26 protein-coding genes and 1 pseudogene are annotated in these 21,386 nt (G+C 60.6%); 17 read left to right on the plus strand and 10 right to left on the minus strand.

Annotated features, from left to right (window positions below; genetic code table 11):
- Nucleotides 1-49: 49 nt before the first annotated feature.
- The gene (locus DBR22_RS24110; RefSeq protein ID WP_219928101.1) at nt 50-508 is read right to left on the minus strand and encodes a hypothetical protein; all 459 of its coding nucleotides are present in this window, start codon (nt 506-508) and stop codon (nt 50-52) included.
- Between the two features lie 236 nt (nt 509-744).
- On the opposite strand from DBR22_RS24110, the gene DBR22_RS09790 reads away from it, so the two are divergent.
- Nucleotides 745-1,578: a nuclease-related domain-containing protein gene (locus DBR22_RS09790; RefSeq protein WP_219928102.1), complete on the plus strand. Its 834-nt coding sequence runs from the start codon at nt 745-747 to the stop codon at nt 1,576-1,578.
- Between the two features lie 141 nt (nt 1,579-1,719).
- The gene (locus DBR22_RS09795; protein WP_181365107.1) at nt 1,720-2,535 is read left to right on the plus strand and encodes a GIY-YIG nuclease family protein; all 816 of its coding nucleotides are present in this window, start codon (nt 1,720-1,722) and stop codon (nt 2,533-2,535) included.
- Between the two features lie 91 nt (nt 2,536-2,626).
- On the opposite strand, the gene DBR22_RS09800 is transcribed toward DBR22_RS09795, so the two are convergent.
- Nucleotides 2,627-3,319, minus strand: coding sequence for a DUF7255 family protein (locus tag DBR22_RS09800; RefSeq protein WP_108598861.1), 693 nt, complete (start codon nt 3,317-3,319; stop codon nt 2,627-2,629).
- Between the two features lie 480 nt (nt 3,320-3,799).
- Between DBR22_RS09800 and DBR22_RS09805 the strand changes: the two genes are divergently transcribed.
- The 5 genes from DBR22_RS09805 to DBR22_RS23780 all read left to right on the plus strand — a co-directional run bounded on the left by DBR22_RS09805 (nt 3,800) and on the right by DBR22_RS23780 (nt 9,845).
- The gene (locus tag DBR22_RS09805) at nt 3,800-4,396 is read left to right on the plus strand and encodes an SAM-dependent DNA methyltransferase (RefSeq protein ID WP_258229120.1); all 597 of its coding nucleotides are present in this window, start codon (nt 3,800-3,802) and stop codon (nt 4,394-4,396) included.
- Nucleotides 4,393-6,066 carry an Eco57I restriction-modification methylase domain-containing protein gene (locus tag DBR22_RS09810; protein ID WP_108598863.1) on the plus strand — a complete coding sequence of 558 codons (1,674 nt, stop codon included), beginning with the start codon at nt 4,393-4,395 and terminating at the stop codon, nt 6,064-6,066. Before DBR22_RS09805 ends, DBR22_RS09810 begins: the two co-directional genes overlap by 4 nt.
- Nucleotides 6,059-8,611: a GIY-YIG nuclease family protein gene (locus DBR22_RS09815; protein WP_108598864.1), complete on the plus strand. Its 2,553-nt coding sequence runs from the start codon at nt 6,059-6,061 to the stop codon at nt 8,609-8,611. Before DBR22_RS09810 ends, DBR22_RS09815 begins: the two co-directional genes overlap by 8 nt.
- A 609-nt stretch (nt 8,612-9,220) precedes the next feature.
- Nucleotides 9,221-9,634, plus strand: coding sequence for a hypothetical protein (locus DBR22_RS24115; RefSeq protein WP_108598865.1), 414 nt, complete (start codon nt 9,221-9,223; stop codon nt 9,632-9,634).
- A gap of 46 nt (nt 9,635-9,680) precedes the next feature.
- A complete protein-coding gene (locus DBR22_RS23780; protein WP_181365108.1) occupies nt 9,681-9,845 on the plus strand; it encodes a hypothetical protein in 165 nt (54 codons plus the stop codon).
- 79 nt (nt 9,846-9,924) lie between these two features.
- On the opposite strand, the gene DBR22_RS09825 is transcribed toward DBR22_RS23780, so the two are convergent.
- The 4 genes from DBR22_RS09825 to DBR22_RS09840 all read right to left on the minus strand — a co-directional run bounded on the left by DBR22_RS09825 (nt 9,925) and on the right by DBR22_RS09840 (nt 12,219).
- Nucleotides 9,925-10,227, minus strand: coding sequence for a hypothetical protein (locus tag DBR22_RS09825; protein ID WP_181365109.1), 303 nt, complete (start codon nt 10,225-10,227; stop codon nt 9,925-9,927).
- Between the two features lie 44 nt (nt 10,228-10,271).
- On the minus strand, nt 10,272-10,904 hold the full coding sequence (locus tag DBR22_RS09830; protein WP_181365110.1) for an RES family NAD+ phosphorylase: 633 nt from the start codon (nt 10,902-10,904) through the stop codon (nt 10,272-10,274).
- The gene (locus DBR22_RS09835; protein ID WP_108598867.1) at nt 10,904-11,515 is read right to left on the minus strand and encodes a hypothetical protein; all 612 of its coding nucleotides are present in this window, start codon (nt 11,513-11,515) and stop codon (nt 10,904-10,906) included. Before DBR22_RS09835 ends, DBR22_RS09830 begins: the two co-directional genes overlap by 1 nt.
- A gap of 455 nt (nt 11,516-11,970) precedes the next feature.
- On the minus strand, nt 11,971-12,219 hold the full coding sequence (locus DBR22_RS09840) for a hypothetical protein (protein WP_146187456.1): 249 nt from the start codon (nt 12,217-12,219) through the stop codon (nt 11,971-11,973).
- Nucleotides 12,220-12,328: 109 nt separating this feature from the next.
- On the opposite strand from DBR22_RS09840, the gene DBR22_RS09845 reads away from it, so the two are divergent.
- The 3 genes from DBR22_RS09845 to DBR22_RS09855 are packed head-to-tail and all read left to right on the plus strand — an operon-like array spanning nt 12,329 to nt 13,891.
- The gene (locus DBR22_RS09845) at nt 12,329-12,589 is read left to right on the plus strand and encodes a hypothetical protein (RefSeq protein ID WP_108598869.1); all 261 of its coding nucleotides are present in this window, start codon (nt 12,329-12,331) and stop codon (nt 12,587-12,589) included.
- A complete protein-coding gene (locus tag DBR22_RS09850; RefSeq protein ID WP_108598870.1) occupies nt 12,586-13,518 on the plus strand; it encodes a ribonuclease H-like domain-containing protein in 933 nt (310 codons plus the stop codon). Before DBR22_RS09845 ends, DBR22_RS09850 begins: the two co-directional genes overlap by 4 nt.
- Before the next feature lies 1 nt (nt 13,519).
- Nucleotides 13,520-13,891: a ribonuclease H-like domain-containing protein gene (locus DBR22_RS09855; RefSeq protein ID WP_108598871.1), complete on the plus strand. Its 372-nt coding sequence runs from the start codon at nt 13,520-13,522 to the stop codon at nt 13,889-13,891.
- On the opposite strand, the gene DBR22_RS09860 is transcribed toward DBR22_RS09855, so the two are convergent.
- The 3 genes from DBR22_RS09860 to DBR22_RS09870 form a co-directional block, all read right to left on the minus strand.
- Complete coding sequence (locus tag DBR22_RS09860; RefSeq protein WP_146187458.1) at nt 13,872-14,744, minus strand: hypothetical protein; 873 nt, start codon at nt 14,742-14,744, stop codon at nt 13,872-13,874. The two genes, DBR22_RS09855 and DBR22_RS09860, sit on opposite strands and share 20 nt — an antisense overlap.
- Nucleotides 14,745-14,758: 14 nt before the next feature.
- A complete protein-coding gene (locus DBR22_RS09865; RefSeq protein WP_108598873.1) occupies nt 14,759-15,067 on the minus strand; it encodes a hypothetical protein in 309 nt (102 codons plus the stop codon).
- 390 nt (nt 15,068-15,457) lie between these two features.
- Nucleotides 15,458-15,994 carry a hypothetical protein gene (locus DBR22_RS09870; RefSeq protein ID WP_108598874.1) on the minus strand — a complete coding sequence of 179 codons (537 nt, stop codon included), beginning with the start codon at nt 15,992-15,994 and terminating at the stop codon, nt 15,458-15,460.
- Nucleotides 15,995-16,322: 328 nt separating this feature from the next.
- On the opposite strand from DBR22_RS09870, the gene DBR22_RS09875 reads away from it, so the two are divergent.
- Nucleotides 16,323-16,697 carry a type II toxin-antitoxin system death-on-curing family toxin gene (locus DBR22_RS09875; protein ID WP_108598875.1) on the plus strand — a complete coding sequence of 125 codons (375 nt, stop codon included), beginning with the start codon at nt 16,323-16,325 and terminating at the stop codon, nt 16,695-16,697.
- A 3-nt stretch (nt 16,698-16,700) separates the two neighbouring features.
- Here DBR22_RS09875 and DBR22_RS09880 read toward each other — a convergent pair whose 3' ends face one another.
- Nucleotides 16,701-17,513 (minus strand): hypothetical protein, encoded by an 813-nt coding sequence (locus DBR22_RS09880; protein ID WP_108598876.1) that lies wholly within the window; start codon nt 17,511-17,513, stop codon nt 16,701-16,703.
- A 695-nt stretch (nt 17,514-18,208) separates the two neighbouring features.
- Here DBR22_RS09880 and DBR22_RS09885 point away from each other — a divergent pair.
- From DBR22_RS09885 to DBR22_RS25220, 6 genes and pseudogenes are all read left to right on the plus strand, one after another.
- Nucleotides 18,209-18,550: pseudogene (locus tag DBR22_RS09885) on the plus strand (CpaF family protein); the annotation flags it as partial.
- The gene (locus DBR22_RS09890) at nt 18,550-19,404 is read left to right on the plus strand and encodes a type II secretion system F family protein (protein WP_108598877.1); all 855 of its coding nucleotides are present in this window, start codon (nt 18,550-18,552) and stop codon (nt 19,402-19,404) included. The pseudogene DBR22_RS09885 and the gene DBR22_RS09890, both read left to right, overlap by 1 nt.
- Nucleotides 19,401-20,342, plus strand: a complete 942-nt coding sequence (locus tag DBR22_RS09895; RefSeq protein WP_108598878.1) for a type II secretion system F family protein — start codon at nt 19,401-19,403, stop codon at nt 20,340-20,342. The genes DBR22_RS09890 and DBR22_RS09895 overlap by 4 nt, the downstream gene beginning before the upstream one ends.
- Nucleotides 20,343-20,416: 74 nt before the next feature.
- Nucleotides 20,417-20,680, plus strand: coding sequence for a hypothetical protein (locus DBR22_RS09900; RefSeq protein ID WP_375134947.1), 264 nt, complete (start codon nt 20,417-20,419; stop codon nt 20,678-20,680).
- A gap of 3 nt (nt 20,681-20,683) precedes the next feature.
- Nucleotides 20,684-21,127: a TadE family protein gene (locus tag DBR22_RS09905; RefSeq protein ID WP_108598879.1), complete on the plus strand. Its 444-nt coding sequence runs from the start codon at nt 20,684-20,686 to the stop codon at nt 21,125-21,127.
- Nucleotides 21,108-21,386 (plus strand): TadE/TadG family type IV pilus assembly protein (locus DBR22_RS25220; RefSeq protein WP_375134948.1); only part of this gene is annotated, 279 nt, incomplete at its 3' end. The genes DBR22_RS09905 and DBR22_RS25220, both read left to right, overlap by 20 nt.

Raw genomic sequence — 21,386 nt, forward strand, 5'->3', positions numbered from 1 at the left:
GGCGGGAACCGCGTGCGCCTGAGCGGGCCCCCGCCTGTCTCTGCGTTGGCTAATTGCTCCAGCCGCTGGCGCGCAGGAGAGTCGGCAGGTGAACGGTGCGCTGGAAAGGTGAAGGCTTCCACCCTGTGACTTCCTGGATAAATCCACCGCCGTCGGTACGCTCTGCGTTCCATGCCTTGTCCTCGACCGGCAGTGTCATCCAGTTCAGTCGTTCACCCGTATCAGAATGGGTCGGCCACCGGTAGAAGGTCAGGAAATGACTGTCACGGCCCATAAACGGGACGCCCTCGCCTATGTTCGGCATCCACCAGTGAATCTCGAGGTCTTCGGCTTCGCCGACGGCTGCGAGCCATTTTGAAAAGATTTCCGTAGCAGGCGTGTCTGAGTCGTAGTACTGGGAGAAGCCGTCGTGCTCCAGCGCCCAGCCGAGCACCAGCTCCTGCCGTTCCCGTGAGGCAGGTCCGGGTCCGTACTGGATGCTCTCGTAGTTCCAGGCGTTGGCAAGCATGTGTTCTCCGTCGATCGGCCGTGCCGGTGTCCCCGGCGGTGAAAGCCTATCTGACCAGTGCCGGTGCGGGGGCTCTACGCATGCTTTATGGCAGTAGCCAACAGAGGAGCACGTATGGACCCGTTCGCCTGGATGAAGACAACCCCCAATGAGTCGCCCGCTGCAGCGTCGACCATCGCAGTTGCTGACCCGATGTCCATCAGGCCGGAACCGGTGCAGCAGTTTATGTACAACCCGTGGAAGTTGAAGGATCTCCGTCGCCTCTACGTGAACCTTCACCCGACGGCACAAAGATCGGCTACCTGGACCTAGCGACCCTGGCTGCCGTACCCGAGGACAGCGGCACACAGGCGCAGCTCGCCCAAGCGCTGGGTCAGCTCGGGCCATCACGCGCATCGGAGGTGCCGCATATCACGGATGCTGCACCTTCCGCTGATGCTGCCTTCGACGCCGAGCCTGCGCGTGCGCCCCGCAGCCTGATGCCCTGGTCAGATCTGGCCCTCAACTGCCCGGGCCGGTCCACTGCCGATCTCGACGATGCGAGCTACAGGGCCTGTGTTGCGGGGGAGCAGCGGACCGCAGGCGTACTGGCATCCCTGGAGCGGCAGGGATTCCGGATCCTACACTCGATTCCGCTGAGCCCACGGAAGGACATCGACCACCTCATCATCGGACCAACCGGGGTGTTCGCCATCAACACCAAGGCGACCACCTACGAGGTCGCCGCGAAGAGTGACGGCACGGTATACACCGACGGATACCGGCAGAACTGGACCGAGTCGATAACCCGTGACGCTGGCGTAGCCGCGGGCTACCTCGCCACGGCCGCCCGGATGGAGCTGGACACCCAGCCACTGGTAGCCGTCTGGTTCACGCTAACTGTTCACACCTCATCACCCGCCCTGGTGGCCGGGGACGACGTGGCCTGCCTCATCACCGGGGTGAGCACCTGTACCCGGAAGCCTGGGTGGACGTCCTGTTCAACGTCGCGCGCCGCTCGGACAGCTGGACAGCCCACCACTGACGTCATGCTGTCGGCGGATTGCCAGGATATGGGCGGCCAAACCTGATATGAAAATCCTGGGGTGCAGGGAGACCGGCACGGGCCGGCTTGGGGGTGCCCGTGCCGGTTAGCATCCTCCGACCGACGCAATCGACCCTTCATAGGAAACACGATGCAAGGCGATCCGATCCACGCTTAGACTCCGGTTATGTATACGGGGGAAATGCCGATTGATGAGTGGACGCCTTTGCGTCAGATGCGCCAGAAGCGTCAGAAGTCTGAGCCGGCGCCGGTGGTTGAGCATTTCGGGGAGCGGCTGCGGCAGAGCAAGTTCGGCCACCGGCTGACCCGTGAAATGTACGCCATCCCGAACAAGAAGCGCTCGACACGGTACGTTCCGCGAGAGTACGCCGGCGAGGGGTACTGGGCCTCGCAGGCCTGGGCCTACGAGGACGAGGACCACACCATCCTCTCCGACGAGTTCTGCGAGCAACAGCGGGACGACGCCCTGGAGAACTTCGACCTGAACATGGCCTTCTTCGCTCAGATCCAAGCCGACGTTTTCGAGGATGCCCTGACCGAGATGTTGGCCAAGAATAAATCGCTGCGGGAGGTGACCGACCTCAAAGAACTCGACTGGGACGAGGGCGCCTACGTGATGGTGCTTGACGGGTACCGGCAGGCGTATATCGGCCAGGCCGTGGACATGCGGGCCCGCATCCGGAGGCACTGGACCGCCACCAAGCAGTTCGATCGGCTGCTGTGGGGCCACAAGTACCAGTCCGTGCTGTCCGTCGATTCTTTCCGTGCCCTGGACACCACCCGGATCTTCGCGGCGAAGACCATCAACGCGGACCGGCTCGAGCGCAGGCTAGTCAAGAATTTCCCGCCGGACCTCCTGCTCAACCGCATCGAAGGCGGCACGCTGACTGCGGTGCGCGGTGCATTCATCGCGACTGAGATCAAGCGCCGGCAACTCGTCGCCGACGCTGATGCCGCCCCTGAGGAGTCAGGTACTCCGTGAGGGCAGCGTGACCCTGTCCCGGTGGCCGATGATGCTCCCGGCGGTCAGGATCGCCTCGGATACAGCACGTGCGGACTTGCCTGGCAGCTCATCAGAGGTGAAACCCGCATTCCCTCAGTGTCGACGACTGACAGTGGGTGGTGGTGCGGGTCTCAATAAAGTCACGCAGTGCAGCCGAGTCCAGCAAGATACCCCTTTGGGCGGCCCAGTTGACATTAACGCCACCGATGTCATCGTGAATCGAAACCCGTGCCAGAGAAACCCCTGGAGTGTGGGCGGCATATGCGTCCTTGACAGCATCGTAGAGGGCACGCTGTTTCCACCTTGACGCTCCCAATCGTACAAATTCACCTGGGGAGTCGGAGCCACCAAACATCGCATCCGAGTGTTCGTTGGCCCACTTGTATCCATGCTTGCCGGCCCGGAGGCACATATCCTCCCGCTCGATGCTGTACAAACCATACGAACTCGCCCAAGGGAGACTGCAACCCGAACCCGTTGGAATGGTTGACGCCCTGTACCTGTTGAAATGCAGATCCTCGTCAAACTCGACCAGCAATGCCCCGTCAACCTGGAAGTCCCAAGCTCCGGAGACGAAGTCCCTCTCATCCGGAACCCCGTTCAGACCAAGGTAGACGCCTAAGATCTCCTCACGTATGGAACCGGGAAGCTCCCTTGTTGCGGCCCAGTTGACGTCGCGCTTTGACGGCTTGGCGACGACCTCGTAGCCCGCGGCCGTCAGCCATCTTCGGAAAGTTTCGGCACGATTCTTCTTTTTTCCCATGCCCCGAATCCTAACGATCGGGACGTCACGGCGAGGAAGATTGTCTGTTGCCTCCGCATGCGTAAGTGATATGTCCACGCCTTTGAAGTGCGTCGTCTTCGGCGGAATCACCTACATCACAGGCTTTTGGCGCGATGACTAGGGCATAGAGCCTTATCCTGTGTGAATGGATCTAACTCCCTTGACTCGAGAACCCGTTGGGTGGTGCCACGGCTGCGGTACGGTGCAGCTCAAATCCGAGATGCCTCTGGAATACATCGAGTGGCAAGAAGGCACGGGCCCGGTATGCGTAGAGTGCAAAGCCGAACCATGGTCAACTGGTGTCTGGAACAAGGGAGAACATGAGCCTTCTTGCTCTTGGACCGAAGCTGCCAGTCAACGCATTGTTGAGTGGTCCCCTGCATTTGCTTGCTACTGCTCCCAGACGTCGCGCAACGCCGACCGGATCCGGGGTTGAGTCTCGTGAGGTCGAAGCAGCGGGTGGCCGACCACGGTGAGGTCTTTACTCCGGCATGGTTGGTCGATGCGATGCTTGAAATGGTGAGGGAAGAAACAGAACGCATCGATTCACGCTTCCTTGAGTCAGCCTGCGGGTCAGGTAACTTTGTCGTGCCGGTCCTGCGCCGGAAGCTGGCGGCAGTGGAGCTTAAGTACGGCAGGTCTGACTTCGAAAAAGGCCACTACGCCTTATACGGCCTGATGTGCATCTACGGCATCGAGTTGCTTTCTGACAATGTGATCGAGTGCCGTGAGAACATGCTGGAAGTCTTCGATGATTTCCTCGGACTCAGCGAGGAAGACGACTTCCACCGAGCCGGAGCCTATGTGCTGAGCCAGAACATCGTCCATGGCGACGCAATAACCATGCTCACTGACGCTGGCACGGCCATCAGTTTCCCCGAGTGGGGCTACCTGGGCAAGGGTAAATTTCAGCGTCGGGACTTCCGCTTTGACACCCTTACGCAGATGAGCTCCTTCGGCGGCACAGATACCCTCTTCGGAGACCTCGGAGACCACGAGGTCTTTACCCCGATCAAGAACTACTCGGCCATGAGTGTTGGTCAGCTTGCCTCATGACGACCCAAACCAACTTCTCGCTCCGAGGCCGCAACCCTGACGTCCTGACCTGCATCGCCAACCTCTCAAACGACGAGGTCTTCACCCCGCCGGAATTCGCCAAGCGTATGGTCGACAACCTGGCTACGTCATGGGCTACGTCGAACGACGGGGAAGACCTTTGGTCCAATCCCGATGTGGTTTTCCTCGACCCATTCACCAAGTCGGGCGTCTTCCTCCGAGAGATCACCAGTCGTTTGGTCAATGGATTGGAAATGAAGATCCTCGACCTCGATGAGCGGGTGGATCACATTCTCACCAAGCAAGTCTTCGGGATAGGTGTCACGCAACTGACCAGCCTCATTGCGCGCAGGAGTCTCTACTGCTCAAAATGGGCGAACGGTCCCCACTCTATTGCGAAGTCATTCGACACAGTGCAAGGCAATGTCTGGTTCGAGAGGACTGAGCACACCTGGGTCGGTGGCACGGAGTGGGTATACACCGCAGACAAAGACGGCAACCGCATTAAAATTTTCACCAATGGTCGGTGTGACTTCTGCGGCGCGAATCAGAAGGAATTTGATCGAGGAGAGGATCTCGAATCCCATGCCTACGACTTCATTCACACAGAGGACATCAATGCTCGCGTCGCCGAGCTGTTCGGAGAAGACATGCAGTTCGACGTAATCATCGGCAACCCGCCCTACCAGCTCAACGACGGAGGCGGGAGCGGGTCTAGTGCTTCGCCGATCTACCAGAAGTTCGTGGATCAGGCCAAGCGGCTTGAACCCAGAATGTTGACGATGATAATCCCCTCTCGCTGGTTCACCGGCGGAAAGAACCTCGACGATTTCCGTGAGTCTATGCTTTCAGATGGGCACATCCGCCGCTTGGAGGACTACCCGATTTCGGCCGACGTATTCCCCAAGAACGGACCGAAAGGCGGAGTCTGTGCATTCCTGTGGGACCGAGATAACGCAGGGGATTGTGACGTAACCACTCACTTCCAAGGCGAGTCCTCCACGACAGCCCGCGGTCTCATAGAGCCTGGTGCCGATGTTTTCATCCGATTCAACGAAGGTCTTTCCATTCTCAGAAAGGTTGCGGCGGCCGATGGCCATATCCCGGGAAACCTTGCGTTGCCTGAGGAACGCCGGTTTGATCGGCTCGTGAGCGTGCGCCGGCCGTTCGGATTCGAGTCGACCTTCAGGGGACGAGCCTCCAAATCAAGCGGTGACTTGCAGATCCTTCAGAAGGGCGGAGTTGGTTACGTTGCCCGAGATGAAGTTAGGTCTGGCAAGACCCTGATTGATGCTTGGAAAGTCTTCGTCGGCTTCGCGGCGCCCGGCACCGGCAACAAGGACACCTATCCGCATCGCATCATCAGTACGCCGTTCATTGGCGAGCCAGGAACAATCTCGACAGAGACCTACCTCTCCATAGGTCCGTTTGATACACGGGAAGAGGCTGAAAGCGCCCTGTCCTACATGGCCTGCCGCCTAACACGCTTCCTTATCCTGCTGCACAAGCCATCGCAGAACACGACGCGACAGGTTTACACCTTCGTGCCCACTCAAGACTGGACCCGAAAGTGGACTGACGAAGAGCTCTATGCGAAGTACGACCTGACCGAAAACGAGATCGCTTTTATCGAGAAGGTTGTTCGCCCGATGGATTTGACTGATGCCTAATTCCATCGAGGAGATATTGACTCCAAAGCCCGATGCTCGGCTACGGCTTTACGTCTACTCCATCGACAGTCCTGCCCACGTCGGCCTCATCAAGGTTGGGCAAACCACCCGTGGCGTCAAGAAACGAATAGAGGAGCAGACCAAGACCGCTGGCATCACTCCCACGATCCTTTTGGATGTACCAGCGGAGAGGGAGGATGGCACTCCCTTCACGGACCATCAGGTTCGTGAACGTCTCGTGGCGAAGGGGTTCGAGAACCCACAGCTTGAGTGGATGCGCTGCGCGCTGGATGATGTGAAGACGGCGATTACAGAATTGCGGACTGGGAAAAAGCTCACCGGTACCCACCACGAGACCTTCAAGCCAAGACGAGAACAGGCAGAAGCTGCCAGAAAGACCCGCGACTACTTCCATTCCGTCTGGCAGGAGGACATGCACGCTGTTCCCCGTTTCCTCTGGAACGCCAAAATGCGCTTCGGCAAGACTTTTGCCGCCTATCAGTTGGCTAGAAGTCTTGGGGCCACTCGGGTACTTGTGGTGACCTTTAAGCCGGCGGTGGAGGATGCGTGGCAGGCTGACCTCGAGAACCACGCGGACTTTGATGGCTGGCAGTACATGAGCAAGCAATCTGGTGTCGATCCGTCTTCGGTGGCCAAGGGTAAGCCGCTCGTTTACTTCGGCTCTTTCCAAGATCTGTTGGGGCGTGACAAAGCAGGCAACGTTAAGCCCAGGAACAAATGGCTTCATGAAATCAACTGGGATCTGGTGATCTTCGATGAGTACCACTTCGGCGCCTGGCGCGAGACCGCCAAAGAGCTGTTCGAAGGTGAGGACAGCTCCCAGATCCTGGCGGAGACCAAGCTCGCGTACAACCCCGAACTGGACGCCTACAACGAGGACCTGGACAATCTGAGGGAGCCCGAAACGGAATTCCTTCCCATCACGACGCGGGCGTACTTATACCTATCCGGTACGCCCTTCAAGGCCCTCGCCACTGGTGAGTTTATTGAGGAACAGATCTTCAACTGGACTTATACGGACGAGCAGCGGGAGAAAGCAGAGTTTGCCAAGGCTCACCCGGACGAACTAAACCCTTATGGGGCGCTGCCGCAGATGCGGCTCTTGACCTATCAGATGCCTGACGAACTGGTGGCCATCGCCAACATGGGAGAGTTCGATGAGTTTGACCTCAACGCTTTCTTCTCCGTCATCGGCAGCGGAAAGGCCGCCGAGTTCAAATACAAGAACGACGTGCAGAAGTGGCTCGACATCATCCGCGGGACTTACGCGCCTACGCAGGTGGATAATCTTAGGCAGGGTTTTCAGCGGCCGCCCTTCCCGTATTCAGATGTCCGCTTGCTTCCCTACCTTCAGCACTCTTTTTGGTTCCTCCCGAATGTGGCTGCTTGTCACGCGATGGCAAGCCTAATTGCCGAACCGCAGAACGCCTACTTCCACAAGTACAAGATTTTGACCGTTGCCGGTACGAGTGCAGGCGTCGGTTTGGATGCGCTGCCGCCTGTGCGGGAGGCTATCGGAGGTGGCCACGAGACGGGTTCAATCACACTGTCCTGCGGCAAGCTCACCACTGGGGTGACGATTCCGCAGTGGTCGTCTATCCTCATGCTTCGCAACATGAAGTCGCCTGAAACCTACTTCCAAGCCGCCTTCCGGGTTCAGTCGCCCTGGAGCCAGAGAAATCCCAACGGCGACAACCCCAACGAAGAAGAGATTTACAAGCCCGTCTGCTACGTTTTCGATTTCGCGCCGACGCGCGCACTGCGGCAGTTGTCGGAGTACGGCGTGGGCCTGAGCCCCGGCGAGAATCCCGAGAAGGCAGTCGAGGAGCTAGTGTCTTTCCTTCCTGTGCTTGCCTACAACGGTGCGCGGATGGTGCCGATTGACGCAGGTGGAATCCTCGACATGGCCATGACTGGCACGAGCGCCACCTTGCTCGCTCGTAAGTGGGAATCGGCCATCCTAGTCAACGTAGACAACGACACTCTGCGGCGCATCCTTAACAATGAGGACGCTTTCAGAGCGGTCATGAACATAGAAGGCTTCCGAACTCTCGGCGACAACATCATCGAAACCGTCATCAACAAGAGCGAGAAGGTCAAGGAAACCAAGAAGAACAAGGGCGAAGACATAACGCCTAAAGAGAAGAAGGAACTGTCGGCGGAAGAGAAGGAATACAAGTCCAAGCGCAAGCAGATCCAGGAGAAGTTGATCAAGTTTGCGACTCGTATCCCCGCCTTCATGTATCTTACGGACTACCGCGAGAACACGCTTCAGGACGTCATCACCAAATTGGAACCGGGCCTATTCAAGACCGTCACCGGACTCTCGGTGGAGGACTTCCACCTGCTTGTAAGTCTGAAGGTCTTCAACACCGAACACATGAACCAAGCCGTCTTCGCGTTCAGGCGATATGAAGATGCATCTCTGTCGTACACCGGCATCGAGAGCCATGAAGACCTGACCAGATATGGCCTTTACGACACAGTGGTTGCCCGAGACGCCATTGAGGTTGTGCCTTCCTAGAAGGGACAGCGATTGCGTCGAGGAAGCCGTTTTACCGACGACCTCGAGCCAAGCCAGTCCCCGGCATAATGCCGGTATGGTTTTTGGAGGGTGGAGTTACTGGGTCCAACCGCTGGCGCGCAGAAGCGTTGGCAGGTGTACTTTGCGCTGGAAAACCGAGGGCTTCCAGCTTGTGACCTCCTGGATGAAACCACCGGGGTCGGTACGTTCGGCGTTCCGCGACCCCGTCTGGGATCTGGTTAAGCCAGGCCTTGAAGACCTCGGCCGCGGGAGTTTCGCCCGGGTAGTCCGCGGAGACGTCATCGTAGTCCAGCGACCACGCCAGGAAGAGTGCATCGCCTTTCCTATGTGCGTCCGGGCCGTACTTTATGCTTTGGAAGTCCCACGTATTGGCGGTCATGCAGCTCTCCTTCAGATTCAGTGAGTCGGCAGTCCCGCCCCCTGCAAATCCTATCTGAGGCCTCGACAACGCGGCGTCAGCCAGTGCCGGCATCGAGTTGGCCGTCCTCGAGCTTAGGGATCGCATCGAACAGGCTGATCTGAACATCGTCCCCTAGCTACCGTTGCCCACGAAACGTCGGCGCGGCGGCTTGCGGAGGCACTACTATCGTGGCGGCGGAGACTGAGGCGTGGCTTGCTGAGGCTGCGTTTCAATTTCAGGACGCCAGGGTTGTGGGCCAGACAGAAGCCACCACACAGTGGCTGGAACAGACGGGCGCTCTGGATGCCCGTCTCGAGGAAATTGCGGCCGACTATGCACTGAGGGCGATCGGCCGCTCGGAATGGCAAGCAGCACGTGCCGCTGTTGAGCGGGCGAAAGCTGCTCTGCCAGTGCCGATCGCAAGGCCACACGAATTCACGACTGGAGCCATGCTCCGATCCGCCTGGGACAGTATGGCAGTTAGTGTCCAACGCGCCGTTCTGGACGACATCTTCGTGAAGGTGGTAGTCATGCCTCGACGCCAAATCAGGGGAGCGAAGTCCTTCGATGCGTGGCGTCTTGTACCGGAGTGGAAGCAGTAGCGCGGGAAAGTGACCGCTGTCGGCCTTCGGGCCGCATAGAACTTTCATGAAGCTGGTAGCAGAAGAAGTAAATGAATGGATTGCGCGCACCAGGAAGGCGCAGGGTCTCGACGGCACGATCACGCTCGACCCCGCTCTCCACGCCCGCACGGTGGCGGCTGTAGAACGCGAGCAGCAACAACAGAGGAACCAATTGGCGGAGGGTGCGTGACGCCGATCCCTAGATGCTGGGTTGAGTATGTAACTCGTCGTCAGTGACCCAATGGGCGACGTTGTGCCCGACGAGGCCGCTAAGCTGCCGACTCAGTGGATTCGGATCTGATGCCGCGGTACTCGACCACGACGGCAGCATTTCGGGGCTGCTTGGCGAGGACCTCAACGCTGGGGCCAAGGTTGTACGCCTCGACAGGCTCGCCCATTGCTGGCTGCTTCAGCTTCGCCGGGGAGATGAGGAACGTCAGGCGCTCCACCTCGGCGAGCAGCATCTCCTGGGACGACTCCACCATGTGATGATGCGCCCGGCCCGTTTGGATCTGCTGGGCGACATAGCGGTGATGATTGATGTCGAAGGCGGGGAGTTCGTGGGTTTCCATGGGTCCAATATGTGCGGACCGCGCAGGAAGGGTCACCTGCTGCCTTAGATGATGATGTTACTCGTGTAGTGGATCTGGGCCGTTGCAGCGGCAATACCGGGGAGGATGGCCGGCGAGTTCAGCGGCTGGGAGAAATCAGGTCTGTCCGGAAACGCGTCCCCGTTCCACAGCGTCACCACCTTGCGGCTGAGGGCTATAGCCGACAAGGAGTAGACACCGTCAAGGTGCGGCCAGGCTTCGTGGATCGCCCGGGCCCAGGCGCGGGTCCGTGCCTTCTCCCCGAAGGCGACCTGGGCTGAGGCGCCGGCTGCCAGTAACCAATCCCTTGTGAGGTCAGCGAGCACGAGATCCCGTGTTGTGTGGAAAGCTGTCACATAGGGGGCGTCATGATCAACATCGACGAATCGGGTCAGCTGGAAGACTTCCGCCAGGCAGGTCAGCACATCCTCGCCGAGGTAGGCGGCACCTAAAGGGGCGGCCTCTCCGGGCGGCAGGGGGTGAGGTTCCCACCGAGAAGTCGGGACAGGCCCCCAGGTGCGGAGCCGGTTCCATGGCACGACGTGCGCTGAGCGGGTGAAGTGGATCCGCCACAGAGGCAAGTCGCCGGCATGGTGTGTCTTCTTCTCATAGCCCAGTGCCCTCAGGGTGTCGGCATCCGGCGGGTACTGGTCCGCCACTAGTAACCGGCCGCCAGTCCCTTGGCGAGCTCGACGACAATCTCTTCCTGGCCCCCGGCTTCCAGCCATGCCTTGGCCGACACCTGCTTATCGTGAAGGAGCAAGTCCGGCTGGGGCGTCAGGAAGAATCCCGCGACGGTCTGAGGGTGGAGTTCCTCGGGCAGGACGGCCAGGACGTTCTCCAGAGACGGGATCGACCGGTCGCCGGCGTCATTGAACTGCCATGCAGGGAACGCGAGCTTGCCGTTGACGAGGTACGAGTACAGTTTCCGCGCAGCTTTGTAGTGCCGGATGGTGGACGGCGACAGGCGCATTCGGTTGGCAACTTCCTCAGCCGTAACAGCGGAAGCGTCGAGCAGAACCCGTGCGGCGGCGTTCGCAGCGGAGGCGCTGGCGATGGCGGCGTCGTCACTCTTGATGCCGGAGTGTGTATCCCAAAACTCCCGGTCGTGCCAGGACAGCGCGGATGCTTTGGTGCTGCGCGTCATTTCATCCAAGGCAGCGACAAAATCGCTCTGGGAGAAGGAAAGGTCGAGGGACGCCATCCACTCCTCGATGGTTTGGGGTTGCTTGTCGTGATGCGTTTGGGTTCGGCGGCGCTTGACGTCCATGGGGCTCCTAGTCGGTTTCCACAGTCTATGCCTCTGCTGATCATCGTGGGAGGGCTAAAGCAAAGATTGTGGGGGACGGCGGATACAGGCCGCTACCGGGCTGGCGCCGCCGAGTCGCGGGCAACAGCTACTCGCAGTGGCTCGACGTGGAGGTAACCAGCAGATCAGAGCCGTCATCCAAGGTTGTTCCACCGGCCGCCGAGGCGCAGGTGCGTCATCTCATGTGCAATATGGTGCCATTTCCTGACGCCGGCCTCGTCCAGATTGTCCCATCCCACGCCCAGGATGCGGGCAACAGCTATAGCGGCTTGAAGGTTTCGGTGACCGGGCGTGGCTTCCGACAGCGCGGAGGGATGCGGTGGGGACAGCACGTGATGGTGCTCGTGACGACGAAATCGCTCGTGGTTTCCATGGCCTCAATGTGTGCGGAGGCACTGACAGTTCTTCCCGGCAGGTCACAGGCTGCGTCGAGTGAAGTGGCTCCCGTCCCAGCTGATCACAACTGCTCCGGCTTCGCTTGGCTCTGTCAAAGACAACAGTTCGTCCATCGCCTGCGTCGCCGTAGCTTCATCGATGTTCTCCACCAGGCTGAACGAGGGCGGATTCCTCTCGACATTGGGAAAAGCAGCCTTGATCCATGACTGGTTCCCATTGCGATGGATGACGAGCATTTCAAAGCTGTGCAGGGGGTAGTACGCCGTCATGTCACCAGCGTCCTGCTGAATGTATACGCGCATGGTTGAACGTAGCAGCCGGTTCGCTTTCGCGGGTAGCCTTCTCCTGCTGTGGCTACTGGTTTGTCGCCTGAAGGGCGTGGATGGTTTTGAAGTCGACCCAGGTCTTGCCGTTGACGCTGAGGGTGTCCGGCTTGCTGCGCGCGATCCGGATGGCCTCGTCGAAGGGCAGCCGGCACTCCCGGAGGAACTGCTTGCTGCGGCCCCGGGCTTATACTCCCAGTCCAAGGTTCTCGTGTTCCAGAACTGGTTCATCCAGAGGACATCGGAACGGCGGGCCACCCTCACCGTGCCCGGCACGGGGAAACCATCCAAGCCCTCCGGGACGGCTTCGACGTGATCTTCCAAGGCTCCTTCTTCGCAGACGGCTTCCACGGCCGCGCCGACTTCCTGATCCTCCAGGAGGACGGCACCTACGCCGTGTTCGACACCAACCTGGCCCGCAGCGCCAAAGCCGAGGCCCTGCTGCAGCTCGCGGCGTACGCCGACCAGCTCCGCTCCGCCGGCGTCCCGGTCCACCGCGACGGACACCTGATCCTGGGCACCAACGAAACGACCAGCCACCCGATGCCGGAGAGAGTCCCGCTGTTCTACGCCGCCCGGGACCGGCTCCGCGCCGTCCTGGAAGCACACCGCTTGGGCTCCCTGCCTTCCTCCTGGGGTGACCCGCGCTGGCTGGCGTGCCTGAAATGCCCCGGCTGTAAAGCCGAGATGGAAGCCGCCGATGATCTGATGCTGGTGCGCCGGATGAACAAGTCCCGCCGGGCCAAGCTCATGGAGGCCGGCATCCGGACGAAGGCGATGTTCGCCGCGGCCGACCTGCCCGATGTCGGCATCAAGATGGACCCGCTGTGGTTCGAACTGCAGGACCAGGCGCGCCAGCAGTGCGGGCTGGGGGAGATCGACGGGACCATCAACGGCGTCTCCTATAAGGTGCTGCCCAACCCGGCCCTGATCGCCATCCCGAAGCCGAGCCCGGGGGACATCTTCTTCGACTTCGAAGGGGACCCGCTCTGGCAGGACCCGGCGACAGGGGAGTGGGGAATCGAGTACCTGTTCGGCCTGGTCGAGCACTCCGCCGACGGCCACGATTTCATCGCCTTCACCGCCCACAGCCTGCAGGAGGAACGCCAGGCGCTCATCGATTTCATGGACCACGTCGCCCAGCGCCGGGCCGTGTACCCGGACCTGCACATCTTCCACTACGCCCAGTACGAGGTGACCGCGCTGCGGAAGATGGCCCGCCGGCACGGAGTCATGGTGCGATGAGGTGGAGGAGCTCGTCGAAACCGGAGTGATGTTCGACCTGTACGAGACAGTGAAAGGCTCCGTGCGGATCTCGGACAGGTCCTTCAGCATCAAGAAGCTCGAACCGCTGTACATGCCCGCCGGCCGGCTCGGGGTCACCAACGCGGTGGACTCCATGGTCCAGTACAGCGTCTACCGTGACACGGTCGACGCTGGGCAGCTGGACAACGCCAAGGACATCTTTTCCGCCATCAAGGATTACAACCACTACGACTGCATCAGCACCTGGAAGCTGCGGGACTGGCTACTGAACCTGACCGATAGGGGCGCCGCCATTCACGACGACGCCCACCACCACGCTGGGGATGTTCGGGTTAGACAAGCGTGTAGTTAACCTTGACAAAAATCTCGTACTCGCCGCCGCCTATCTTTGGATCATCCTTCACTCGTAGCCACCAGACCCCAGGACCCTTGCCCATTTCATAGGCCGCGGCTTCGCGTATCTTCGCCAGGTCGAACGACAGAACCTGCGGGTTGTACACCCTTGTTGAGCCTTCGGCGATTTGCCCGATTGGTCGGTCGCCGGCGACTCCGATAATATCCTCCCCCACTGATACGAACCATGGAATCAATTTGGTCACGGCGACGATTACCCCGCCGACCGCTAGGACGGCAGCTGCTGCTGGCGCCAGTCCGATGGCCGCAAGGGCGCCAGACACACCACCGGCACCAGCACCGATCGTTCCGCCCCACTGTTCGACCATTTTCGCCTCAGCATCACCCCACTCGGGCATCATGGGCCTGCCGTTGTCCCACTCCCACACCGCCGGCGTCACGACCAGGCTTCCCTCAAGGGCGCTGGCGTCACCGCCCCATTCCCACAGGAGCAGTGGCAGGAATCCTCGATTTCCCACGGCTCGATTCGGCGTCCACTGGCCCTCCCATGGGTTGTAGGGCGGGTAGTGGTCGCCGCCTTTTAGGCCCCCATGGCCGACTCCGCTCGCGCCCCCGATCAAGATCCGGTCGGGCCACTTCGCGTACCGCCGCCCCGACCACCAGTCGCGCTCGTCACGTTGTCCGTGCACTGGCGTGATCAATTCGCGCGGCCCCCCGGAGACCGATGCTCCTGCTGCGTCAAGACAGTTCAATCCGCATTTCATGTAGACCTCGTCGCCCCAGCCGTCGGCGTTCCCGGCATGGTCCCACGACTGTCGGGTGACCCAGAATCCTTGCAGCACCACAGACACATAGCAATTAGGCATCATTCAGTCCAATCGATCTCGGCCCGCACCTGCTCGTATTCTTCCTGCGATTGCTGAGCTGCGACTACGTGCTCATCTTCGGACACGTGGTCCAGCTTGGCGGTCAACGACTGCACGATGGGCACGCGGGCCAGCGCCTTGCGGACGCGCTCTCGATCCCGTTCGTCACTGTCGAGTTCGTCCCTTCGGGCTTGAATCACCATTGCGTTGAAGTGGGTCGCAAAGGCTGCCTGCTCCATCTCGTATTGGCTGGGCTCGTGCTTCTCGACCGGATCCTGGTCATCACTTTGGCTGTACAAAACAGTCATGGCATCTCCTACTGATGCTCGAGGAACCATCGGTGTGATACGGCGATGGACGAGCCGCTTCGACTAACCGCACCGATAAGGCGTCGCGTTGCGAGCGACGGACGCAGGTGCGCTTCAACGCACCTGCTGACACTAAGCAGACACTCCAATAACAATTGGCCTTTGTCCCAAGGGAGGAGGCCCACGTGGCTTGGTAACCGGTCGGACAGTGGAGGCAATGGGTGCTGCTGTCGTACCGGCCAGCTCATATTCGGGCCCTGTGTTCGTCAGTCTTGTCATTCTTCGCATTTCCCCTTTTTGACATTCAAGGGAGCTCGCCTCGCTTATCCGAGAAGACGTTTCTAGCGGTTGGCGTCTCAAAAGGATTCTCGTGGACTGGATGTTGAAGATCTATTTGGGCCAGACAGATACGCCGTCCACAGGGCCTTTGGTCAGTCCAGCCGGTGGAAACTGCGAGCCAATGTGTGTGGTCTTGTGCGAGCTTGGGTCTAGGTCGGGGGGAACAATAAGCGACAGAGGCACCGTCTTTACAACGTCTTTTGCGGCCTCGATTGTCATCCCCTTGAGATCAGGCACCTGCACCGTCTGCGCGGTGCTTTTTAGGAGATCCCTGCGGGCATCCGTTGCTTCGGCTGAAGCGAAGTAGAAGCCGACGGCTGCTGAGCTCAGAGAAATGACCGCACCTACGAGCGACTTCTGAAGATCAGGGTCGTCCATGGCAAGCGAAGCTGCGGTTATGATCACCACTGAACCCACCAGCAGGAGAGCGAGATAGGGTCTGGTTAGGCTGGTTTCACCTGGACTTGTCTCCTTGCCAAGCTGTACAAACCGGAACACAGTGAGCACGACAAGGCTTATTAGGACCAAAACGATTACAAACCACAAAAGCACCGTCAAGTCGCTCGCGGGCGGTGAGTTGAAATTCATGGCGTCCTTTTATGGGTCATATTCCAATGCCTGTCCGGCTTACCGCCGAACAACGGCGGATTCATGGAGAGTAATCAGGGCGCCGTTACTGACGCGTTATTGCAGTTGCTGTATCGTCCCTACCGCCCTGTTAAAGGGCATGGAAAGCCCCTGTCACAGGCCGTGGGGCGCGGCTTTTTCGTGCCTCCGCAGACATGGCCAGCATGAACCCGATGAGTGCGAACGATGAGGCAGAGCCCGATGCAGTTGAACGCAGCGCTGACCTTGATGCCGGGTTCCAGTTCGTGCTGAGCCATGACGCCGAACTTCTGAAGCGACTGGAGGACGCATGACCCTCCATCTGACCGTTGACGAGGCGAACCACTTCAGGGGCCGCTACGGCTTCTTCGTGCGCGACGAAGTCCTGCTGGCCTCCGCGGTAGCCCGGCCGGGAACCTCCATCATGGGCCAGGACGCCTTCGAATCTCTGGAGCTCAAGGCCGCGGCGCTGCTCGAATCCGCCGCGCGGAACCATCCCCTGGTGGACGGCAACAAGCGCACGTCCTGGACCCTGATGGTGCTCTTCCTGTGGCCGAACGGCTACCGGCATGACTTCGAAACGGAGGCGGCTTTCGACCTGGTCGTCGGCGTCGCCGAAGGGCGCATTTCCTTGGGGAATCCAGCGCCCGCATTTGGAGCCCGACTGGTGCGCCGGGAGGGCTGAGGGTTAGTGGGGGACCCGGCGTAGATCCCAAAGGCGCCAGGCCTCGCTGGTCATCATGGTGGCTGCGCCCACTGACCGTCCGAGCTCCTCGGCTGAAGTCGTGAAGCTGCGAAGCTCTCCGTCCGCGGTCTTGGTCTTCTCGGTCTTGCGCACGAACACTGGCCATGACCGGCCGTGGGCTGCTGCGCTGGCGACTCGCCACTCGTAGGCCAGGGCGAAGCGCATCCATTGGTCATCGACGGAACCGGCGTTGGTCAGATGGGCCGCGGCCTCCTGCATCATGGTCGTGGCATCCGAGTCGATCTTGGGAAACTCTTTCCGCAGCTCTCTGATGCGCCCGATCTCCGCAGTCAACTTGTCGGCCTGGCTGTTCAAGTCGGTCATGAATTCCTGGCTGAAGTTGGCCTTCGCGTACTCGTCTTTCGCGTAATCCCACAGGAACTTTCGGTGCTGGGACCTTTCGTCCTCGGCAATGGCCAATGCCCGGGCCCGCCGGGTTGCCCGGTTGCCGCTCAGCACCCACACTGCCTGGGAAGCGCCGAGCAGTGCGGCACGGGTCGGAGTGAAGAGCGCGGTGGGACGCATATTCAGCTCACACTGCGCCAAGTCGGTCATGAGGGCCAGATGGTCAACGGCAGACAGCAGCCCGGACCATGCCGCCGTCCGAACTGGGGCGGTGACGAGCCCCTTGTCGTCCCCGGCAAGGGAACTGCCTGGCTCAACTTTGTCTTGGGACGCTATTCTCGGCTCCCAAGCCCGTGCAGCATCGAAGCACCGCAGCAGCCGCCGATGCCACATGCCATCATTCTCAACCATGGTATGAAACCTACAACCCGCGAATCCGCAATGGGACAAGACTGAGCTTGAAATGGCGGAGGGCTCCCTAAGGGACCTCCGAGTACGTGTATCTATTTGCTCTGGCCGCCCCGGGGGCCGCGGCCTTCCCCGCAACCGAGCACGAGCACGCTTAGCCACTTATCCTTGGACGGGCGTGCGCTCGAGTGGATGACTGATTCTATTACGGCGACGGCCAGTCACTTCGTGTCTAAGCTTCTGTATTTCCTCTAGCTGCTGCTGCCACAGGGCTCCGTCATTAATTTTGCGAATGGACGGCTTAACTCAGCAGGTGATCACGGCCAGCCCGTCCCGATGGACGGCGGCGAGGGTCCCATCGGCCGCCTCCTATCCACGTCGCAGGAGCCAGACACCAAGGGCTCTTTCGTCAGCGCACACTCCAAGTAGCCTTCACGTTCAACTCCGCGACGTGTTCTGCTCCATTCCAGCAACCAGTCCCGCTCGCGGAGCATGTCTGCCTGCTGGTCCTGACCGTTCCGTCCTGGCTGGAAGAGCCGTTCACGCCGCGGTTCCGCTGAATCGTCCAGGCCCTCCGCCTGGATACGTACTGGCTTCGGGCTGACAGTCTTCGTCAGGCCGGCGAAAAGCCGTTGGAACAAATCATGGGAAGCCGGCCTTCCAGTGACTTGCTCCGCTACGGGGCATTGTTATCCTAAGGGCTAGCGGGTACACGCCATGGCTGCATACGCACCGACGCCGTCACGAAGATCTGCACGCTGCCTTTGCTCGCCGGTGAAAACATTTCAAGCGCTTTTGTCGTGCCCACGGTGGCGTCCTGCATCGACCTGGTGGTCCATTGCAGCCGCCAAGCCAACGGCCGCCGGCAGGTAACGGAAATCCTGTCCCTGGGCCGGCGGGTGGAAAACGGCATCATCGAATCTTCCATGATTTTCGCCATGGCGGACGGCCAGCTTCAGCCGCGCGCCAACTCGATGCCTGCCCCTGAGAAGTTTGCCCGCGCAGGGTACGACGTCGCGGCGCTGCTGGAACTCCGCTGATGGCACCTTTCTTCGGCGTGCTCGCGGGGACGGGGTTTTTCCTTATCTGGTGGTCCTTCTGGGAAAAGCCGCCAGCGGTTGCCCGGCGCCCGAGGGTCAGCCGCCTTCAGGATCTCCTGGCCTCCGCCGGCATCGAAAAGGTCAGCGGGACAGGGCTGGTGGCCACCTGCCTTGGGTTGGGCCTCTTCGTGGCGCTGACCTTCTTCCTGGTCAGCAGATCGTGGCCCATTTCGCTCTGTTTCGGCCTGTTCGGTGCCTGGCTTCCCATCAGCGTGGTCCGCTGGCGGGCTGCCAGGAGGACCGCCGTCCTCAGGCAGCTCTGGCCAGACGTGGTGGACCATCTACGTTCAGCCATCCGCGCCGGACTTTCATTGCCGGAGGCGCTCATCCAACTGGGGGAGAAGGGACCGGAGGAGTTGCGGCACGTCTTCTGCGATTTTGGAGCCGACTACCGGGCAGGAGGCCAGTTTGATGCATCCATCAACAGGCTCAAGGACCGGCTGGCCGATCCGGTGGCGGACCGTATAGTCGAAGCACTCAGGCTGGCCCGCGAAGTGGGCGGCTCGGACCTGGGCAAGATGCTGGGAACGCTCGCCGAGTTTCTCAGGGAAAATGCCCGCACCCGAAGCGAACTCGAGGCACGGCAGTCCTGGACCGTTAACGCCGCCCGGCTCGCCGTTGCTGCTCCCTGGATTGTCATGATGCTTCTGGCCACCCGGCCCGAGGCAGTGCACGCATACAACACCCCCATGGGAGCGGGCGTACTTTTGGGCGGACTCGTTGTGTCGCTGTTCTGCTATTCCATCATGCTCCGCATCGGCGCACTCCCTCAGGACGAAAGGGTGCTGCGATGAACGGAACGTCTGCAGCGGCCATCGTCTGCGGCATCGTCCTTGGAGTGGGGCTGTGGTTGGTGTTCGTGCGCTTACCGTTCATGCGGCCTCTGACCTTCGTTGAGCGCATCGAGCCGCAACTGAAGTCGCAGAACCTGGAATCCCGGCTTCTCCGTTTCAGCAACCAGAACGCCACGCCGTTCGGGCCCTTGGAACGGATTATGCGCCCGTTGCTTCATGACGGCCTTTCCGCCTTGGGAAAGCTGAACCTTGGTTCGAAGGCACTGAACCGCAGGCTTGCCCAGGCCGGCATCAGCAAGGCGCCTGTGGATTTCCGGGCAGAGCAACTTCTCTGGGCTGCGGCCGGATTCTCCGCGGCATTGGCAGTGGTCATACTGGGCGCAGTCGGTGGCCGGTTCAGTCCCTTCCTGGCCGTGGTGGCCGTCCTGGGAAGCGCACTGGGCGGGTTTCTCTTCCGCGATTACTGGCTGGGAGTCCAGATCAGCAGGCGGGAGGCGCGCATGATGGCGGAATTTCCCAGCCTCGCCGAGCTGATGGCTCTTGCTGTCGGTGCCGGCGAAAGCGCCACGGGCGCCCTTGACCGGGTCTGCCGCAGTGCGCACGGGGAACTGGCCAAGGACTTCGCCAAGATCCTTGCCGAGACCCGGGCCGGGAAACCATTGGTGGAAGCGCTGCAGGAGTTTTCCGCAAGAACCGACCTCGGCCCGCTTGTACGTTTCGTCGACGGCGTCATCGTTGCCGTGGAACGGGGCACGCCTTTGGCGGACGTGCTCAGGGCTCAGGCCCAGGATGTTCGGGACACGGCCAAACGCGACCTGATGGAATCAGCAGGCAAGAAAGAAATTGCCATGATGGTGCCGCTTGTTTTCGGAGTCCTCCCTCTGACGGTGGTGTTTGCCGTCTTCCCTGGCATCGCGGCGATCAGTTTAGGACTGTAGCCATGACCACCTGCAAGCAACCACATCCACGGACAACTGACCACGAAATCACTCACACACTGAATGGGACCGAAATGAAGAAACTGGGAATCTCGAGCATGATGCTCCGTGCATTGTTTGCGGGCGTATGGATGGTGGCGGGCAGAGCATTTACTGGCCAAGAGGTTGCCCGGAACCGGGTGGGTGCCCGCTCGCAGGATCATCCGGAACGCGGCGACGTCCCGGGCTGGGTGATGATCACGCTGATGTCTGCCGTCCTTGTGGCGGGACTGCTGGCACTCGCCGGACCTGCCCTTGAGACCATGTTCAACCAGGCAATGGATCAGGTCGGAAAGTAGCGCATGCCTGCGTCCAGCCAGCCCGGCCCCGGCCGGTCCTGCCTCCACCAGCCCGGTCACTTCGGCCTACGCTGCTGCAAGGAGGAGCGCGGCTCGGCGGTGGTGGACTTTGTGCTGGTGGGCGGACTCCTCACCCTGTTTTTCCTGGCGATAATCCAGCTGACGTTGGTGCTGCACGTCCGCAACACGCTTATCGATGCGGCGGCGTCAGGCGCGCGCTATGGAACTCTCGCAGACCGGGGAGCCGCCGATGCGCAGGAACGTGCGGCCGCCCTGATCGGAACGGGACTGAATGCTGAGTTCGCGCAGAACATCAGCACATCCGAGGTGACTTTCCAGGGCCTTCGGACGCTGGAAGTGACCATCAAGGCTCCCATGCCGGTCATCGGACTCATCGGCCCCCGGGACCTGCTGGAGGTGAAAGGCCATGCTGCCATCCAACCCTGATGAGGTGCTGCGTCGCCTCACCAACAGGTTCCGCCAGGCGCTCTGCCTGTATTCGCCGGGAAGAAGCCCGCTTTCAGGCCCACCGGCGCAACACTGCGGTGGGACCGGCGGTCCGGCGGAACAGGGGAGCGCGGTGGTCGAATTCACCTTCCTGGCGCTTCTCCTGATGGTTCCCCTCGTGTATTTCATCATCACCATCGGGCAGCTCCAGGGCGGTTCCTTTGCCGTTGTCGGTGCAGCCGACCAGGCCGCTAAAGTC

Source organism: Arthrobacter sp. HMWF013, assembly GCF_003061105.1.
GTDB lineage: Bacteria > Actinomycetota > Actinomycetes > Actinomycetales > Micrococcaceae > Arthrobacter.

Excerpts from the sequence above, each read along its gene's own strand:
- DBR22_RS09815 (WP_108598864.1), top strand. The coding sequence starts at position 6,059 with ATGCCTAATTCCATCGAGGAGATATTGACTCCAAAGCCCGATGCTCGG.
- DBR22_RS23780 (WP_181365108.1), top strand. The coding sequence starts at position 9,681 with ATGAAGCTGGTAGCAGAAGAAGTAAATGAATGGATTGCGCGCACCAGG.
- DBR22_RS09890 (WP_108598877.1), top strand. The coding sequence starts at position 18,550 with ATGGCACCTTTCTTCGGCGTGCTCGCGGGGACGGGGTTTTTCCTTATC.
- DBR22_RS09810 (WP_108598863.1), top strand. The coding sequence starts at position 4,393 with ATGACGACCCAAACCAACTTCTCGCTCCGAGGCCGCAACCCTGACGTC.
- DBR22_RS09905 (WP_108598879.1), top strand. The coding sequence starts at position 20,684 with ATGCCTGCGTCCAGCCAGCCCGGCCCCGGCCGGTCCTGCCTCCACCAG.
- DBR22_RS09870 (WP_108598874.1), bottom strand. The coding sequence starts at position 15,994 with ATGAATTTCAACTCACCGCCCGCGAGCGACTTGACGGTGCTTTTGTGG.
- DBR22_RS09900 (WP_375134947.1), top strand. The coding sequence starts at position 20,417 with ATGAAGAAACTGGGAATCTCGAGCATGATGCTCCGTGCATTGTTTGCG.
- DBR22_RS09865 (WP_108598873.1), bottom strand. The coding sequence starts at position 15,067 with ATGACTGTTTTGTACAGCCAAAGTGATGACCAGGATCCGGTCGAGAAG.
- DBR22_RS09825 (WP_181365109.1), bottom strand. The coding sequence starts at position 10,227 with ATGGAAACCCACGAACTCCCCGCCTTCGACATCAATCATCACCGCTAT.
- DBR22_RS09895 (WP_108598878.1), top strand. The coding sequence starts at position 19,401 with ATGAACGGAACGTCTGCAGCGGCCATCGTCTGCGGCATCGTCCTTGGA.
- DBR22_RS24110 (WP_219928101.1), bottom strand. The coding sequence starts at position 508 with ATGCTTGCCAACGCCTGGAACTACGAGAGCATCCAGTACGGACCCGGA.
- DBR22_RS09875 (WP_108598875.1), top strand. The coding sequence starts at position 16,323 with ATGACCCTCCATCTGACCGTTGACGAGGCGAACCACTTCAGGGGCCGC.
- DBR22_RS09835 (WP_108598867.1), bottom strand. The coding sequence starts at position 11,515 with ATGGACGTCAAGCGCCGCCGAACCCAAACGCATCACGACAAGCAACCC.
- DBR22_RS09880 (WP_108598876.1), bottom strand. The coding sequence starts at position 17,513 with ATGGTTGAGAATGATGGCATGTGGCATCGGCGGCTGCTGCGGTGCTTC.
- DBR22_RS09800 (WP_108598861.1), bottom strand. The coding sequence starts at position 3,319 with ATGGGAAAAAAGAAGAATCGTGCCGAAACTTTCCGAAGATGGCTGACG.
- DBR22_RS09840 (WP_146187456.1), bottom strand. The coding sequence starts at position 12,219 with ATGACGGCGTACTACCCCCTGCACAGCTTTGAAATGCTCGTCATCCAT.
- DBR22_RS09795 (WP_181365107.1), top strand. The coding sequence starts at position 1,720 with ATGTATACGGGGGAAATGCCGATTGATGAGTGGACGCCTTTGCGTCAG.